Consider the following 15,390-nt stretch of genomic DNA (forward strand, 5'->3'; position numbering starts at 1 on the left):
TAAGAGTGAGGCCGCATTATAAATTATAAACAGGGACAAGGTTATTTTATAACAGTATTCACAAAATCCATAGCGCCAATTCCTTTATAGGAAGCATACAAAGCTTTGTCAAATGCTTCTTGTTTTGCTTTTTTGTTTTTCGCATCGGTTTCAACAATCATCTCGTTGAAAATTCTTTCCTGTTCTTCACTGTATTTCAATGAAGCTTCTAAGAGATAGGTCTTAGAAACAAAACCAAAAGAATTTAGAATTTTGCTTCTAATCTTTTGATTAAAATTTTTTAAAGGATTGGCATTCATAACTTTCTACATTTAAATTTCTACACTCACTTGAAGATAAATGATAGTTGTTTATATAATTTTTTTGTTTTTGATTTGAATTTTAACAATTGAAATCATTAATGTGTTATTATGACGCAATGTACTTATTTTTTTTAAATTTGACTTTAAATTTTCGTTAAAATTGTAATTTCAACACTTCTATTTTAATCGAATAGCACTGCATTTATGTAAAAATGAAGTAAATTGCAGAGTTATTAAATCAAGAATTTATACAGATTTTGATGTTAAAAGATATTTTAGATAATAACGAAAATTACCAGCCTGGGCTTTCTATAGATTGCGTCATTTTGGGTTTTCATGATAATCAGTTAAAAGTTTTATTGATTAAAGTGGAGCGAGCCAATAAATGGTCTCTGCCTGGCGGATTTATTCCTGTAGATCAGGATATTGATACTGCCGCCATAACAGTATTAAATAGCAGAACTGGTGTTGATGGAGTTTTCTTGAGACAATTTGCAACTTTTGGAAAAGTAAATCGAAACAATCAGCATTTTGATAAAAAGACGTTAGAATATCTTCAAATTGAAGAAGAAAAAGGGAAGTGGCTTACTCGCCGTTTTGTGACGATTGGTTATTATGCTTTGGTGGATTTTTCTAAAATTCTTCCAAATCCAGCAGGCAAACTTGAACTTGTTGAATGGATCGATCACAAAGAAGTTCCTGAACTCATTCTAGATCATCGTGAAATTTTGGATAAAGCTCTAGATACTTTAAGAATAGAATTGAATTTAATGCCAATTGGTTACAACTTATTGCCAGAGAAATTTACTATTCCAGAATTGCAAAAATTATATGAAACGATTTTGGATAAAAAATTGGATCGTCGAAATTTTTTGCGCAAAATTACTAATATCGGAATTCTAACAAAACTTGACGAAAAGAAAAGTAATGTGGCGCACAAAGCTCCAAACTTGTATTCTTTTGATAAAGATAAATATGAAGAAGTCTTGAAGAATGGACTAAATCAAGGCTGGTAAGTTTTACATAACGAAGACCTAACAGGTTTTTAAAACCTTTTAGGTTTGATAAAAAAGTCGATATGGTTTCAATTGAAGAATTCAGAAAATTAGCAATGTCATTTCCAGATGTAACAGAAGAACCTCATTTTGAGAAAACTTCCTTTCGAGTTAAAAAGAAGATTTTTGCCACTTTTGATGAAAAAAATAATCATGCAGTTTTGAAATTAAACGAAATCGATCAGTCGGTTTTTTGTGCGTCAAGCGAAAAGATTTTTTATCCAATTCCAAATAAATGGGGAAAACAAGGTTGGACAATTGTCGAACTTTCAAAAGTAAGACCCGAAATGTTTGAAGATGCCTTGATACGATCTTATGAAACTGTGGCTTCAAAAAAGTAACATTCCTATCGTACAATGGTTCTAAAAGTCAAATTAACTCTTGGTTTCTGAGTGCTTTTTGTTGGAGGAAGTCTATGAAGCCAATATGTTTGTGTTTCATCTTTCATGACAAGCAAACTTCCATGTTCCAAAACCAGCGAAACAGTTTCTTTTGATTCTTTATGTTTGAAAGCAAATTTACGTTCGGCTCCAAAACTCACAGATCCGATTGCGCCATTTTTCTTCAAATCTTTTTCGGCATCGCTGTGCCAAGCCATTCCTTCTTCGCCCGTATGATATAAATTCAGCAAACAAGAATTGAAAGTTTCTCCTGTTTTTTCTTCAATAATTTTCTTTAATTTCAAAAGTTCAGGAGTCCAAGGCGACGCTTTTTTTGTTGTATTCGAATACGTGTATTCAAATTCCTGATCGCCATACCAAGCTACTTTTCGTTTGGTTAAAATTAATTTTCCGAAGATAACAGCTTCATCATTTTTCCATTCGATTGTATTTAATAAAATATCACGATAGAAATCGGCTTCTTGTCTGGAAAATAGTTTTCCGTAATAATTCACCGTTCCATCTTTCGGAAGCAGATTTGTAGTTTCGTCTATTTGCGGATTAAATAAGTCCATTTTTCCATTTTTGATAATCTGATTTCATACAGTGACCACAAGGCCTGAAACCATTTTGTTTGGCATCTTTTTCAGAAGAAAAGAAGACTCGGTTCTCCCGTTTCATTCGTTTTCCTGAAGAACATCGAAGTGTTCCGTAGATTTTTAATTTTTGATTGCCACCGAAACAAATTTCGCCTTTTTTAATTTTATTTCGAAGATCTGAATCTGAAATCTTGTTGTGTTGAAGCATAATTTAAGTCCAAAGTTACAAAGTTACAAAGTTACAAAGAGACAAAGGTTCAAAGGTTTTTAGCTTTGTGCCTCTGCACCTTTGCACCTTAATTTAACGCATCATGAAAAATAATACCTAATGTATATCTTTCACCCGAATGTACTTCGCTTACGCCATGTTTCATATTCACACGATAATAACCTTTCGTACCTTTTACAGGTCTAAAATTGGTTGTAAAAACCAAAACATCTCCTTTTTTTGGTTTTAAAACAATCGCTTTAGATTGTGCTCTTGGCGTTTGTTGTGTCAAAACAAATTCACCGCCAGTAAAATCTTCATCGGGTTCGTTTAGAAAAAGTACAATTTGAATGGGGAAATAAACATCTCCATATAAATCTTGATGTAAAGTATTAAAACCACTTTTGCCATATTTTAGAATTAAAACCGTTGCTTTGAGCTGATTATTGTCGTGGCATTGTTTTAGCAAATCTTCATGTTTTATTGGAAATACTGTATCGATATTTAAAGCTTTCATCCAAGCATTTGCAATTGGCGCTAATTTCGGATAGATTGCAGACCGAATGTTCTGAATTAAATCTGGAAGTGGATAATTGAAATATTTGTATTCGCCTAAACCAAATCGGTAGCGTTCCATTACAACTGTTTTTCGGTAGGAATTGGGATTGTCATAATCAAATTTTAAGTCTTCGCATTGTTCGTTATTAAGCACTTTTGGAATGATTGCGAATCCATTTTCGTGCATAGACTCGGTGATGCTTTCCCAGTTTTGAGAAGCAATTTTGGATTGTATATTTTGCATAAAGAAGTTTTAGATTGAGATTTTTTTTCCGCCACGAATTACACGAATGTCCACGAATTAATTTTTATCAATCAGAATAAAAATTTGTGCAATTCGTGTAATTTGTGGCAGAAAAACTATAGATTTATGTGCGCACCTTCCCAGCCAATTATGGCTGTTTTTCTGGTATTTCCCCACATATAGCCGCCAAAAGTTCCAGAAGATTGAATCACGCGATGGCACGGAATTAAAAATGCAACAGGATTACTCCCAATTGCAGTTCCTACTGCGCGAGAAGCATTTGGTTTTTGAATTTGTTGCGCAATCGAACCATAAGTAGAAAGCTGTCCCATTGGAATTTTAAGTAAAGCTTCCCAAACTTTCAGTTGAAAATCGGTTCCTTTTAAATGCAGTTTTATTTCTGATAATTTACTCCAATCATTTTGGAAAATGAACAATGCATTTTGTTGCGCTAAATCTAGTTTTTGCGTAAAAGATGCATTCGGAAATTTATCTTTCAATGCAATAAGTCCAGTTATTTCATCTTCGGCGAAAGCCATAAAACAAACGCCTTTTGAAGTCGATGCAACGATAATATTCCCAAATGGACTTTCGGCAAAACTGTAATTGATAGCTAGATTTTTGCCGCCGTTTTTATATTCGGCAGGTGTCATTCCTTCAATATTTACAAATAAATCGTGAAGGCGGCTTGTTCCTGAGAATCCTGTTTCAAAAGCAGTTTCAGAAACGGTTGCCTGATTTTCTTTGAGTAATTTTTTGGCATGCTCTATACTAGTATATTGTAAAAATTTCTTCGGACTTGTTCCTGCCCATTCACTAAAAAGCCTTTGAAAGTGAAAAGGACTTAAATGTACTTTCTCTGCAACTTCATCCAGATTAGGCTGATCCTTAAAATTAGCTTTGATATAATCTATAGCTTCGGCGATACGATTATAATTGATGGTTTCCTGTGTGTTCATTTTCTTTCCATTTTATAATACAAAGATCGATTGGTTTTGGCAGGCAAAAAATCCGAAACTTGCTGAGTTTTTTTTGTTTCAGGTTTCAAGTTTCACGATCCAACTTAACTGTAAACCTAAAACTTGAAACAAAATTTTACAATTCTTTTTCCATGTTAAAGTTAATTAATTCAATGCCCAAACGAATATTTTTTTGTTCGGCGTTTACAACGAATCCTTTCTTTTCAAAAAATGGTTTTGCTGTTATGCTAATATCTGAAGTTATGATTGTTGAATTATGTTTTTTGGCTTCCATTTCTAATTCTTTTAGAATTTTATCGGCAATTCCTTGTCTTTGAAAATCTTTATGAATGTAGAAGAAATCAATATAATTGCCATCTTTTAAGGTTCCGAAACCTACAATTTTGTTTTCGATAATAGCTAATAAAACGAATTGTTTTTCGATTACTTCAATCCAGCGTTCTGTGTTTTTTACGCCAGAAATCCAAGCTTTGATTTGAGTAGAATCATAATCATTTTTGCAAACGATTTGTATCGTTTCGATATACAATTGCTGCATTTCGTTTAAATCGGATATTGTTGCTTGTTTGAAAATCATAATCTTAATGCGCCACAGTTTTAGAAAAAACATTAATCACAACAACTCCAATTATAATTAAAGCTAAGCCAATGATTGCGGGTAAATCGGGGATTTCTTTGAAGAAAATAGCGCCAATTATAGTGATTAAAACGATTCCGACTCCAGACCAAATGGCATAGGCAAATCCGACAGGAATGGTTCTGATGGCGAAACTTAAACAATAAAATGCACCACAATATCCAATAATGGTAATGATACTTGGGATAAGTTTGGTGAATTCTTCAGATTTTTTTAATGCTGAGGTAGCAATGATTTCGAAAACAATAGCAATAAATAAAAATAAAAAATTCTTCATGATTGTCGTTTTTTACAAAGTTAAGCTTTGTTTAAAACGAAAGGGAATTTAATTATCGAATATGAATTTCTATTTCATTATTTTTTATCTCATCAAAACAATCAATGCATAACATTTGGAAATCGGCTTTAGCTTGAAAAACATCAGTCCATTCTTCGCCATTATCAAGAAGCCATTGTTCGCATGCTCCACACCAAGCAATTTGAGGAAGATCTTCTTCGGGTTCTGAATAGTAAAAACCTACTTTTTCTTTAGAGTCTGTTGCCATTGCAATGTGAATACAGCCAAAAGTCATTTCTTTTGTGCCATGTGTTTCACATAAAACTTTTTCAATCATATTTTTTGTCTTCTTTTATTTTTCAAGATGTTTTGGATTTCAAACTTAAACTTTTAGGATTAATTCTACTATGGATTAAGTGATAATCCTACGCTGAAAAATAATCTTACTTTGTCAATATTATTGATCCAAGAAGTATCAAAATGAATTGGGCCTAAAATGGACTGGTAGGAAATTGCGGCTCCTCCTGATATTACAAGACTGGTTTCTAAATTATCATCCCAATTTCCTTTTGGATTAAAAGCATGGTTTATATAGTCGTTAAAAGTGTCAAAACCGACAGATGCGATATTGAAGTGAGGGGTGAGGTAAATTTTTCCAATTAAGTTTATTTGAGATCCAAGTTTCAGCCCCATATACTGTGTTACATTCAGTTCATCTTCATGAAGCCCTGCAAACGAGAAGCGATTGCTGCCAGAACTTGGAATAATGCCACCTATAAAATATTTTGCGGCATAACCAAGTCCTGAAAAAGGAAGATCGTCATTTTTCTCTTTATCCTGAAAAATAAAATAAGAGTCGAATGCTACAATTCCTGTAATTTTCTTTTTTATGGGTAACCTCTTTTCATAAGTCAAACCCAATTTGGTGTAGCCATTTGTTGAGCCAGAAATACGCTTAAAGTCTGGATCGTAAAGCGAGGCATCAAGATCTGTAAGAAGAGATCTTGCCACGTTTGATTTTATAGTAGTTCCTTCTGTGGCAAAGAAAACTTTATCCATGTCATTATAAGAATAATGCAAGTTGAATTCAATGTTGTTAAAGCTGTAGTTGTTGATGCTTAAAGAATTAGGATTGTATTCACGGTCATATTTTGGTTTTAGATTTGTGTAACTATAGCTTAGTCCAAAACCGACATAACTTTTTAGAGAATTTAAATTTCTGTTTATCTCATTATTGATTTCAAGAGTGTTGTAAAGTATATTGTCTGATGCTTTGCCATTGATATAAATTTCCTGACGAAGTAAAGCCCCATAAGCTTCAGACATCCACCACCATTCTCGGTGTTGTCCAAAATTTTTCTGGTAATTGATTCTTGCTTTTGGCTGTTCGGCAATATCTACCGTTAAAAGAAGACGCGATGCATCTGCAAGGACATTTCTTCCTGTGTAGTTAAAAATTATTCCCACACCTCTATATGTATCATAATGAATTGAGGTGTTGAGCTGATTTTTAGCACGTTCAAATCCGAATAAGGTAATGCCTAATTTATCTTCATCTTTAATGAAATAACTATAAGTAATCTCATCAAAAAGATTGGTTCCCATGGCTCTGTTAATACCCGCTATTAAATCTTTGGTGGTGTATTTTACATGAGTTTTAAGATTGGCTCTTCCGACAACAAGAGGCATATTTTCAGGACTTATTTTTTTGTAAACAATTGTATCGAGAACAAACTCATTTGGCATATCGGGCAGTTTATGAGTTCTCTGCTGAAATCCTTTTAACTTTTCTGAAAGCGCAATTAAAGCTGGAAGATTTTGATTTGTGGCAATTTTACCGTCTTTGTAGATTTCGTTGCTATTGGCAAAATCGGCAGTAGAAAAACGGAGATTTGGTAAATGATCGACCAGTATTGTACATAAATCACGATTTGCAGGATTTTTGATATTGCTCGGGAACATACTGGTCTGCATTAATATGGTCATAAGATTGTTAAGCTTATCGACAGGTTCCATTCCGCCTCCGACATCACTTCCAATAATAATATCGGCTCCCATTTGTTTGGCAACATCTGTCGGAAAATTATTTAAGACTCCACCATCTACCAAAACCGTTTTTCCGTAAGGCATGGGTTTGAAGATTGCAGGCAACGACATACTGGCACGCATGGCGTAAGATAAACTCCCTTTGCTTAAAATAACTTCTTTTCCTTCGACCAAATCTGTAGCCATAGCTCTGAAAGGAATCGGAAGACTATCAAAATCTTTGACATTGTATACTGGGAAAGTTAATTCAGAAAGGTATTCTCTTAAGTTTTGATCATTTAGCAGAGAACCAATACTGTTAAGTTTTCCGTCTTTAACGCCTATTCCGACTAAATATCTTTGAAATTCTCTTTTTTCTTCGGCGCTTGCAGCTCGTAATGATTGGCCTCCTCCTAAGAGTTTGTCCCAATAAATATCTTTGGTGATTTTTTCTATACTGTCACCAGAATATCCCATTGCATATAAACCTCCTATAATGCTTCCCATACTGTTTCCGACAATAAGGTCTGGAACAATGTGAAGGGAGTCTAATTTTTGTAAAAGAGGAATATGTGCAATTCCTTTTGCGCCTCCACCGCTTAAGACCAATACAACTTTAGGCTTTTTTTCTTGAGAAAAAATAATCTGCGGAAGTGTAAGTAAAAATAAGAAGACGAATAAATAAGATGTTTTTTTCAAGATTACAGTATTTATGTAGTTGAGAAATAGTAACTTATTTTAATTACTAAAATTAAGGAGTTATTCTTTACAAAGTATATTTTTTATAGAAATCTTTTTGTCTGTTAAAAACAAAACCCGACAAGTTTTAAAACCTGTCGGGTTTGAAATATGTAATTAAAGAAATCTAAAATCAGAAATCTTCAATCTAAAATCAATTAATATCTGTAGTATTCTGGTTTAAATGGACCTTGAACTTCAACACCAATGTAAGCCGCTTGATCTTCCCGTAAAGTTTCTAATTCAACGCCTAATTTAGCTAAGTGTAAAGCAGCAACTTTTTCATCTAAATGTTTTGGTAACATGTAAACTTCGTTTTTGTAAGCTGCGCTATTGTTCCATAATTCGATTTGAGCTAAAGTTTGGTTTGTAAATGAGTTACTCATTACAAAACTTGGGTGACCTGTAGCACAACCAAGATTTACTAAACGACCTTCAGCCAAGATAATAATGTCTTTTCCAGCGATAGTATATTTGTCAACTTGAGGTTTGATTTCGATTTTAGAAGCACCGTGGTTTTTGTTTAACCAAGCCATGTCGATTTCGTTATCAAAGTGTCCGATGTTACAAACAACAGTCTTGTCTTTCATTTTCTCGAAATGACTTCCAACCACGATATCTTTATTTCCTGTAGTTGTAATGATGATATCAGCATTAGCAATTACAGTATCTAATTTTTTCACTTCGTAACCGTCCATTGCAGCTTGTAAAGCACAAATTGGATCGATTTCAGTAACTGTTACAATAGAACCAGCACCTCTAAAAGAAGCGGCAGTTCCTTTTCCAACGTCACCATATCCGCAAACAATTACTCTTTTTCCAGCCAACATTAAGTCAGTTGCACGACGAATAGCATCTACAGCAGATTCTTTACATCCGTATTTGTTATCAAATTTAGATTTAGTAACAGAGTCGTTAATGTTGATAGCAGGCATTGGTAAAGTTCCAGCTTTTACTCTTTCGTAAAGTCTGTGAACACCAGTTGTAGTTTCTTCAGAAAGACCTTTAATTCCAGGAACCAATTCTGGGTAACGATCAATAACCATGTTAGTTAAATCTCCACCGTCATCCAAAATCATGTTCAATGGTTTTCTGTCTTCACCAAAGAATAAAGTTTGCTCAATACACCAGTCAAATTCTTCTTCATTTAAACCTTTCCAAGCGTATACAGAAATTCCAGCAGCAGCAATTGCAGCAGCAGCCTGATCCTGAGTAGAGAAAATGTTACAAGAAGACCAAGTAACTTCTGCACCAAGAGCAATTAAAGTTTCGATCAAAACAGCAGTTTGAATCGTCATGTGCAAACATCCAGCAATACGAGCACCTTTTAATGGTTGTTCGTCTTTGTATTCAGCACGAAGTGCCATTAAACCTGGCATTTCAGCTTCAGCTAGTTCAATTTCTTTTCTTCCCCAAGCCGCTAGAGAAATGTCTTTTACTTTATAAGCCACATAAGGCGTAGTTGTAGTACTCATTTATAGTATATTTGTATATTGTAAAATTTTTGCAAATTTACGTAATAGGTTTTTAATTTTACTAATTTCTGTAAGATTTGTGAAATCTTTAATTTCTTAATCTCTAGAATGTTAATCTAAAAATCGTTTTTAATCGTATAAGTGATGTAAGTTCATTTAAAAAAGATTCGGAAACTATTACCTTTGTTGCGAATTGCTTATATTTACTTAATGCATTCTTTAAGCCACCAGCTATATTTTCTTAAATGGCTTATATGGTTTAAAATTTACTGCCAATTAATTTATAATTAATCATTTACAATTTATAATTAAAAAGAAATGCCTTTATTTCAGACCATACAATTCAATGAAAATACTAAAATCCTAATTTGGGAAATAACCGAATCTTTTGAAGAATTGTATAGTCGCGTTACCCTGAAAGAAAAGACACAGCGCAGACTGGACGGAATGAAATCACAGATGCATCAGCGTGCTTTTTTAAGTGTTAGAATGCTGATTCAGGAAATGGGATTTACAGATAAAGATTTGCATTATGATGAGTTCGGAAAACCGTATTTTGATTGTGATAATCATATCTCAATTACACATTCGTACCATTTTGCAGCGATAATTATAAGCAAAGAAAAGGTTGGAATTGATATGGAATTGCAACGAGAAAAGATTCAGAGAATTGCAGATAAATTCACCGATTATGAATGTGATTATCTAGAACCGAATTCTACAGAAGAATACATAAAAAAACTTACCGTAATCTGGGGAGCCAAAGAGGCGATCTTTAAAATAAGAAATGAAAAAGGTATAAGTTTTAAAGATCATATTAATGTAGACAACTTTTCTTTAGATAAAACCCAAACGCAGGCAAGTCTTCATTTTGATGATTTAGTTAAAGATTTCGATGTACATTATCAGGAAGTCAAATCTGATAATTTTGATGGAACTTTTACTTTGGTTTATGCTTTTGAGAAATAAAATTTTAATATAAAATTCCAAATTCCAAGATTTATATATTTAAACTTCACTTTCTTTTTGACGGTGCTGAAACATGCTCATGTATAAAAAAGTGCTCATTTTTCTAGCGCGTCTTTTTAGTGTTTCTGCATTTTCGCCTTCAAAATGCTCGTCAATGGTTTGGAACCAATGATTTAACCAGATTCCGAATTCATTAGGTGCGATTTTTTCATCAAAATGAGCGTCAACTTCATTATGAACAGAATGCGGATTTCCTTTGTATTTGCGAACGCCAAATAGATTGGTTTCCCAAAAATCAGTTAGTTTTTCGAGATGCGCATCCCAATCAGAAATCATTTCATTAAAATAAAAGCCGATTTCTTTATCGGCTCTTATTTTAGCATAGAATTGATGAACCAAAAAGGAAACATCCGCTCTATTTTCTATTTGTTTTTTCATAAGAATAAGCTATTCAAAAGTATAAAGAACAAACTTAAAGTTGCGCTTAACATAATAAGGTTGAAAACTACTTTATGTTTCATTTGTGCCAAGATAGATGTATTTGCGAAAACACAAGCTAAAACAATGATTCCTAGCTGAATCATTTGCGGAATAGAAGTTCCGTTGGCTAAAACATACATGGCTGCAGCGCCTCCTAAACAGCTTTGTCCGATTACTGCCATTGCAGCAGAGCCCATATAATTTCTATTGAAAATGTCGAATGTTGTTTGATATAGTGTCATGATATTCAGTTTTTTATATCAACAAAATTACAGCTACAATAGTACTCCATTTTATGATTAAAATCATAAAACGAGATTTTTTTTATCTGTATACTTTTCGGTTAATAATCTTCAACTCACCTTTTTTTTCCAATGCTTTTATCGTTCTAATAACCGTTTCTACACGTAAACCAGTTAAATCGCCAATTTGTTGTCTGGTAAAATTTATGAGATAACCATTTTTATCTTTTTGAAAATTGAAATAAGCGATTCCGTGATCAATCAGTTTTAATACGCGATGTTCGGGTTCGTGTGTAGAAATTTCTGCTGCCATAACCGATTTATAATACAATCTCTGCGCTAGATTTTCGATTATTTTGATGCTCACTTTAGGATTTTCCTCTAAAAGCTTCATGAAGTTTTCTTTAGGAAGAATGAAAATCTCAGTATTTTCTACAGCTATTGCATTTGCTGGATAATTTTGATTTAAGAATAATGGAGGTTCGCCAAAAGATTGTCCGTTATAAAAAATGCCTTGTATAAATTCACGTCCATCATCATTATAATTGCTCATTTTTACCTCGCCAGAAATAATTTGGTAATAGTGCGACGGAAGATTGCCTTCTTCTAAAATAATATCATTTTTATCAAATGATTTTTTTATAACTCCGTACTTTTCTAGTAATTCAACTGTAATCATAATGTGTTATTTACGTTATCAAAAGACGTTCAACAAATATAATTCATTCAAAATAGTTCTTCTGCATTAAAAATCTTTTACTTTTACTCCCCGTATGCAAGAACAAATTCTCACTATTAGACAACAGATTTTAGAAGCTAAAAGCAATGGCCAAAAATTATTGGCAGTGCTTTTGGACCCTGATAAAATTGTATTGGAAAATTTAAATCATTTGATTGAGAAAATCAACCAATCGCCTGCAACTCATATTTTTGTTGGAGGTAGTATTGTTCAGAATACTATTTTAGAAGAATTGATTTCGGAGCTAAAACAAAAAACAACTTTGCCAGTTATTTTATTTCCTGGGGATCCTTCTCAGATTTCACCAAAAGCCGATGGTATTTTGTTTTTGTCTTTATTGTCAGGCCGAAATCCAGATTATTTGATTGAATACCAAGTTCAGGCAGCCCCAATTCTTAAGAAAACGAATTTAGAAGTTATTTCTACAGGTTATATTTTAATAGAAAGCGGTAACGAAACTGCTGTTGCACGTGTAAGTAAAACAAAGCCCTTAAGCCGCGAAAATCTTGATTTGGTTTTGGCGACAGCTCAGGCAGGGGAAATGTTAGGGAATCAACTCATTTATTTAGAAGCGGGAAGCGGTGCAAAACAGCCTGTTCCGACAGAAATGATTGAACTTGTTTCTCAAAATATTCAAATTCCTGTTATTGTTGGAGGAGGAATTGTAGATTTGCACGGAATTCAAAAAGCATATAGTGCTGGTGCAGATTTGGTTGTTATCGGAACTGCTTTTGAAAATAACAATCGTTTTTTTGAGTTATAAAAGACAAATACCACATTTTCATGATAGATTTTTTTCTAGATAGTTACAAAAATGCACCTTTATGGCATATTGCTTTAGAGTTTCTGGTTTTTGTATGTGGCATTTTAAGTGTTTGGTTTGCAAAAAAAGAAAACATTTGGGTGTATCCAACAGGATTAATTGCGACGGCAATATCAGTATATCTGCTTTATGTGGCAGGCTATATCGGCGATATGATCATAAACGCTTATTTTTCAATAATGAGTATTTACGGCTGGTATGTTTGGGCAAAAGGAGGAACGGCTGAAGATAACATGCCTATTACCCGTACAAATTTTAATGAAAAAATAATCGGAATCTTACTGTTTATTGTGACTGTTTTTGTAGTTTTCGGGATTTATAAATATTTCGATTATGCAATACACCCTGACAATTATGTGGATATGATTTCGTCAGGAATATTTTTCGCAGGAATGTGGTATATGGCCAGAAAAAAAATAGAAAACTGGACACTTTGGATTATTGGTGATATTATTGTTGTGCCTCTCTACGCTTATCGCGGTTTAGGGATGCTGTCACTTCAGTATATAATTTTTACAATTTTGGCTATTTCAGCTTATTTAGAATGGAGAAAGATCTTAGACAGCAAAAAACAACCATCATAAAAATTGCTTTGTTTGGTCCTGAAAGTACAGGAAAAACAACCTTAGCAAAACAGCTTGCAGATTACTACGGAACCGAATGGGTTCCCGAGTTTGCACGCGACTATCTGCAAGAAAAATGGGAGGAGAATAAGCATATTTGTGTAGACGATGATATGATGCCTATTGCCTACGGTCAGACTGCATTGGAAAACGAAAAATTGGCAAACGCAAATAAATACTTGTTTTGTGATACCAATTTAATGGTAACCAAAGTGTTTTCTGAAATGTATTATGGTTTTTGTGATCCGCTTTTAAATGAAGCGGCATTAAAACACGAGTACGATTTGTTTTTCCTTACCGATATTGATGTTCCTTGGGAAAAAGACGACATTCGTGATACTCCTGAAGGACGCGAAACGGTTTTTTCTGTTTTTAAACAGACTCTAATCGATACAAAAAAGCCTTTTATAACCTTATCTGGCGACAAAGAAACACGTTTGGCAAAAGCAACAGCTATTATTGATGAATTGACTATTGCTAAAGAAAAAGGATTTACGTCATCAGATTTTGTTCAAATTTATGATAGAGGAATTCCTTTTGAAAAAATTCTAAAACAGATGGAAATCCTTGACAATGGAATTGCAAAAAGCAATTTAGTTAGTCCAGCCACAACTGCTAATGGAATTTTAAGTTTGTCGGAAAATGAGTTCGAAGAAAAAGCAGTTTTTTTTGATGAACAGAAAGAAAACCTAAAAATTAAAAAGTTTGTTCCAGCATCAGGTGCTGCAACTAGGATGTTTAAATTTTTGACAGCTTTTCTTAATGATTTTGATATTCAAAAAGAGACTATTAATGCTTATATCAATAGAAAGAAAGATAAAGAGCTTGCCATTTTTATTGTTGGAATGGAAAAGTTTCCTTTCTTCAAGGAAATAGATCAAAAATTGCGAGAAATTTATCCTGATTTTGAAACATTTGAAAGGGATTACAAGAATTACTATTTTATAAAATTATTATTATCTCCTGATTATTTCGACTTTGCCAATAAACCAAAAGCGGTATTGCCTTTTCATTGGTACGAAACACACATTGCAACCCCAATTGAAGAGCATTTAAATGAGTGTATACATTATGCTACTTCAAATAAGGTGTCTAATTTGCATTTTACTGTATCAGAAATTCACCAAGATTTGTTTTATAAAGGTGTGGATGAGGTTATAGAAAAAATTGAAGAACCTGCTGGAGTTAAAATTAATATTGGGTATTCGTACCAAAATAAAAGTACAGACTCAATCACTATTGATGAGGAAAACAAATTGGTAAAAGATAAAAATGGCAATTTAATTTTCAGACCAGGTGGACATGGTGCTCTGATTGAAAATCTAAATGATCTTGACGCTGATGTAATCTTTATTAAAAATATAGATAATGTCATTCAGAATCATATTGATAAAATTACATTATACAAAAAAGCGCTAGCGGGCGTTTTAATTGAAATACAGCAAAAAGTTTTTTCTTATTTAAAAGCAATTGACCAAAATAAGGTTGAAGAAAATCACTTGACGGATATTATTTTATTTTTAAAAGAAGAGCTAAATGTTGAAATGAGTAATGACTTCAGTAAATTTACTTTTGAGAATAAAATAAGCAAGCTGAAAGAACTTTTAGATAGGCCAATTCGAGTTTGCGGAATGGTAAAAAATGAAGGCGAACCAGGAGGCGGACCGTTTTGGGTAATGGATGATAAAGGGGCTAATTCTCTTCAAATTGTTGAAACTTCTCAAGTGGATTTAGCTAGTAAAAAGCAACAGGCAATTTTAGCAGAAGCAACACATTTTAATCCCGTAGATTTGGTTTGTGGTATAAAAAACTACAAAAACGAAAAATTCGATTTATTGCAATTTGTAGATCAAAAAGCGGGTTTTATTGTAGAAAAGAGTGTTGATGGCAAAACGGTGAGAAGCTACGAATTGCCTGGTCTGTGGAACGGTTCAATGGCCAATTGGTTAACCATTTTTGTAGCTGTTCCTTTGATTACTTTTAATCCCGTAAAAACGGTAAATGATTTGTTGAAAGCAGCACATCAGCCACAATAA

At 33.2% G+C, this 15,390-nt stretch carries 19 protein-coding genes; 6 read left to right on the forward strand and 13 right to left on the reverse strand.

Going from position 1 to position 15,390, the window contains the following annotated elements:
• Nucleotides 1–41: 41 nt before the first annotated feature.
• On the reverse strand, nucleotides 42–299 hold the full coding sequence (locus tag NU08_RS17965; RefSeq protein ID WP_129748489.1) for a hypothetical protein: 258 nt from the start codon (nucleotides 297–299) through the stop codon (nucleotides 42–44).
• A 263-nt stretch (nucleotides 300–562) separates the two neighbouring features.
• Between NU08_RS17965 and NU08_RS17970 the strand changes: the two genes are divergently transcribed.
• Nucleotides 563–1,318 carry an NUDIX hydrolase gene (locus NU08_RS17970; protein WP_129748490.1) on the forward strand — a complete coding sequence of 252 codons (756 nt, stop codon included), beginning with the start codon at nucleotides 563–565 and terminating at the stop codon, nucleotides 1,316–1,318.
• A 62-nt stretch (nucleotides 1,319–1,380) separates the two neighbouring features.
• On the forward strand, nucleotides 1,381–1,698 hold the full coding sequence (locus tag NU08_RS17975) for an MmcQ/YjbR family DNA-binding protein (RefSeq protein WP_129748491.1): 318 nt from the start codon (nucleotides 1,381–1,383) through the stop codon (nucleotides 1,696–1,698).
• A 5-nt stretch (nucleotides 1,699–1,703) separates the two neighbouring features.
• Here the strand turns inward: NU08_RS17975 and NU08_RS17980 are convergent, their stop codons facing one another.
• The 9 genes from NU08_RS17980 to ahcY all read right to left on the reverse strand — a co-directional run bounded on the left by NU08_RS17980 (nucleotide 1,704) and on the right by ahcY (nucleotide 9,478).
• Nucleotides 1,704–2,312 (reverse strand): alpha-ketoglutarate-dependent dioxygenase AlkB family protein, encoded by a 609-nt coding sequence (locus NU08_RS17980; protein WP_129748492.1) that lies wholly within the window; start codon nucleotides 2,310–2,312, stop codon nucleotides 1,704–1,706.
• Entirely contained in the window at nucleotides 2,299–2,544 is a 246-nt protein-coding gene (locus NU08_RS17985; protein WP_129748493.1) for an Ada metal-binding domain-containing protein, read from the reverse strand. Before NU08_RS17985 ends, NU08_RS17980 begins: the two co-directional genes overlap by 14 nt.
• An 88-nt stretch (nucleotides 2,545–2,632) precedes the next feature.
• Entirely contained in the window at nucleotides 2,633–3,346 is a 714-nt protein-coding gene (locus tag NU08_RS17990; protein ID WP_129748494.1) for a 2OG-Fe(II) oxygenase, read from the reverse strand.
• A gap of 116 nt (nucleotides 3,347–3,462) precedes the next feature.
• Complete coding sequence (locus tag NU08_RS17995) at nucleotides 3,463–4,305, reverse strand: bifunctional helix-turn-helix domain-containing protein/methylated-DNA--[protein]-cysteine S-methyltransferase (protein ID WP_129748495.1); 843 nt, start codon at nucleotides 4,303–4,305, stop codon at nucleotides 3,463–3,465.
• Between the two features lie 136 nt (nucleotides 4,306–4,441).
• The gene (locus tag NU08_RS18000; RefSeq protein ID WP_129748496.1) at nucleotides 4,442–4,903 is read right to left on the reverse strand and encodes a GNAT family N-acetyltransferase; all 462 of its coding nucleotides are present in this window, start codon (nucleotides 4,901–4,903) and stop codon (nucleotides 4,442–4,444) included.
• A 4-nt stretch (nucleotides 4,904–4,907) separates the two neighbouring features.
• Nucleotides 4,908–5,240 (reverse strand): DMT family transporter, encoded by a 333-nt coding sequence (locus tag NU08_RS18005; protein ID WP_129748497.1) that lies wholly within the window; start codon nucleotides 5,238–5,240, stop codon nucleotides 4,908–4,910.
• Nucleotides 5,241–5,292: 52 nt separating this feature from the next.
• A complete protein-coding gene (locus tag NU08_RS18010; protein WP_129748498.1) occupies nucleotides 5,293–5,577 on the reverse strand; it encodes a hypothetical protein in 285 nt (94 codons plus the stop codon).
• A gap of 68 nt (nucleotides 5,578–5,645) precedes the next feature.
• Nucleotides 5,646–7,964: a patatin-like phospholipase family protein gene (locus tag NU08_RS18015; protein ID WP_129748499.1), complete on the reverse strand. Its 2,319-nt coding sequence runs from the start codon at nucleotides 7,962–7,964 to the stop codon at nucleotides 5,646–5,648.
• Between the two features lie 197 nt (nucleotides 7,965–8,161).
• On the reverse strand, nucleotides 8,162–9,478 hold the full coding sequence (ahcY, locus tag NU08_RS18020; protein ID WP_111367939.1) for an adenosylhomocysteinase: 1,317 nt from the start codon (nucleotides 9,476–9,478) through the stop codon (nucleotides 8,162–8,164).
• 318 nt (nucleotides 9,479–9,796) lie between these two features.
• Here ahcY and NU08_RS18025 point away from each other — a divergent pair, with 318 nt between their 5' ends.
• A complete protein-coding gene (locus tag NU08_RS18025) occupies nucleotides 9,797–10,447 on the forward strand; it encodes a 4'-phosphopantetheinyl transferase family protein (RefSeq protein WP_129748500.1) in 651 nt (216 codons plus the stop codon).
• A gap of 39 nt (nucleotides 10,448–10,486) precedes the next feature.
• On the opposite strand, the gene NU08_RS18030 is transcribed toward NU08_RS18025, so the two are convergent.
• The 3 genes from NU08_RS18030 to NU08_RS18040 all read right to left on the reverse strand — a co-directional run bounded on the left by NU08_RS18030 (nucleotide 10,487) and on the right by NU08_RS18040 (nucleotide 11,848).
• Entirely contained in the window at nucleotides 10,487–10,885 is a 399-nt protein-coding gene (locus NU08_RS18030) for a group III truncated hemoglobin (RefSeq protein ID WP_129748501.1), read from the reverse strand.
• Complete coding sequence (locus NU08_RS18035; RefSeq protein WP_129748502.1) at nucleotides 10,882–11,169, reverse strand: hypothetical protein; 288 nt, start codon at nucleotides 11,167–11,169, stop codon at nucleotides 10,882–10,884. Before NU08_RS18035 ends, NU08_RS18030 begins: the two co-directional genes overlap by 4 nt.
• A gap of 82 nt (nucleotides 11,170–11,251) precedes the next feature.
• Nucleotides 11,252–11,848 (reverse strand): Crp/Fnr family transcriptional regulator, encoded by a 597-nt coding sequence (locus NU08_RS18040; protein WP_129748503.1) that lies wholly within the window; start codon nucleotides 11,846–11,848, stop codon nucleotides 11,252–11,254.
• Nucleotides 11,849–11,942: 94 nt separating this feature from the next.
• Here NU08_RS18040 and NU08_RS18045 point away from each other — a divergent pair, with 94 nt between their 5' ends.
• The 3 genes from NU08_RS18045 to NU08_RS18055 are packed head-to-tail and all read left to right on the forward strand — an operon-like array spanning nucleotide 11,943 to nucleotide 15,390.
• The gene (locus tag NU08_RS18045; protein ID WP_129748504.1) at nucleotides 11,943–12,671 is read left to right on the forward strand and encodes a geranylgeranylglyceryl/heptaprenylglyceryl phosphate synthase; all 729 of its coding nucleotides are present in this window, start codon (nucleotides 11,943–11,945) and stop codon (nucleotides 12,669–12,671) included.
• Nucleotides 12,672–12,691: 20 nt separating this feature from the next.
• Complete coding sequence (gene pnuC / locus NU08_RS18050) at nucleotides 12,692–13,315, forward strand: nicotinamide riboside transporter PnuC (protein WP_129748505.1); 624 nt, start codon at nucleotides 12,692–12,694, stop codon at nucleotides 13,313–13,315.
• Nucleotides 13,276–15,390 (forward strand): DUF4301 family protein, encoded by a 2,115-nt coding sequence (locus NU08_RS18055; RefSeq protein ID WP_129748506.1) that lies wholly within the window; start codon nucleotides 13,276–13,278, stop codon nucleotides 15,388–15,390. Before pnuC ends, NU08_RS18055 begins: the two co-directional genes overlap by 40 nt.

Origin of the sequence: Flavobacterium anhuiense, from assembly GCF_004151235.1 — a bacterium.
Taxonomy (GTDB): domain Bacteria; phylum Bacteroidota; class Bacteroidia; order Flavobacteriales; family Flavobacteriaceae; genus Flavobacterium; species Flavobacterium anhuiense_A.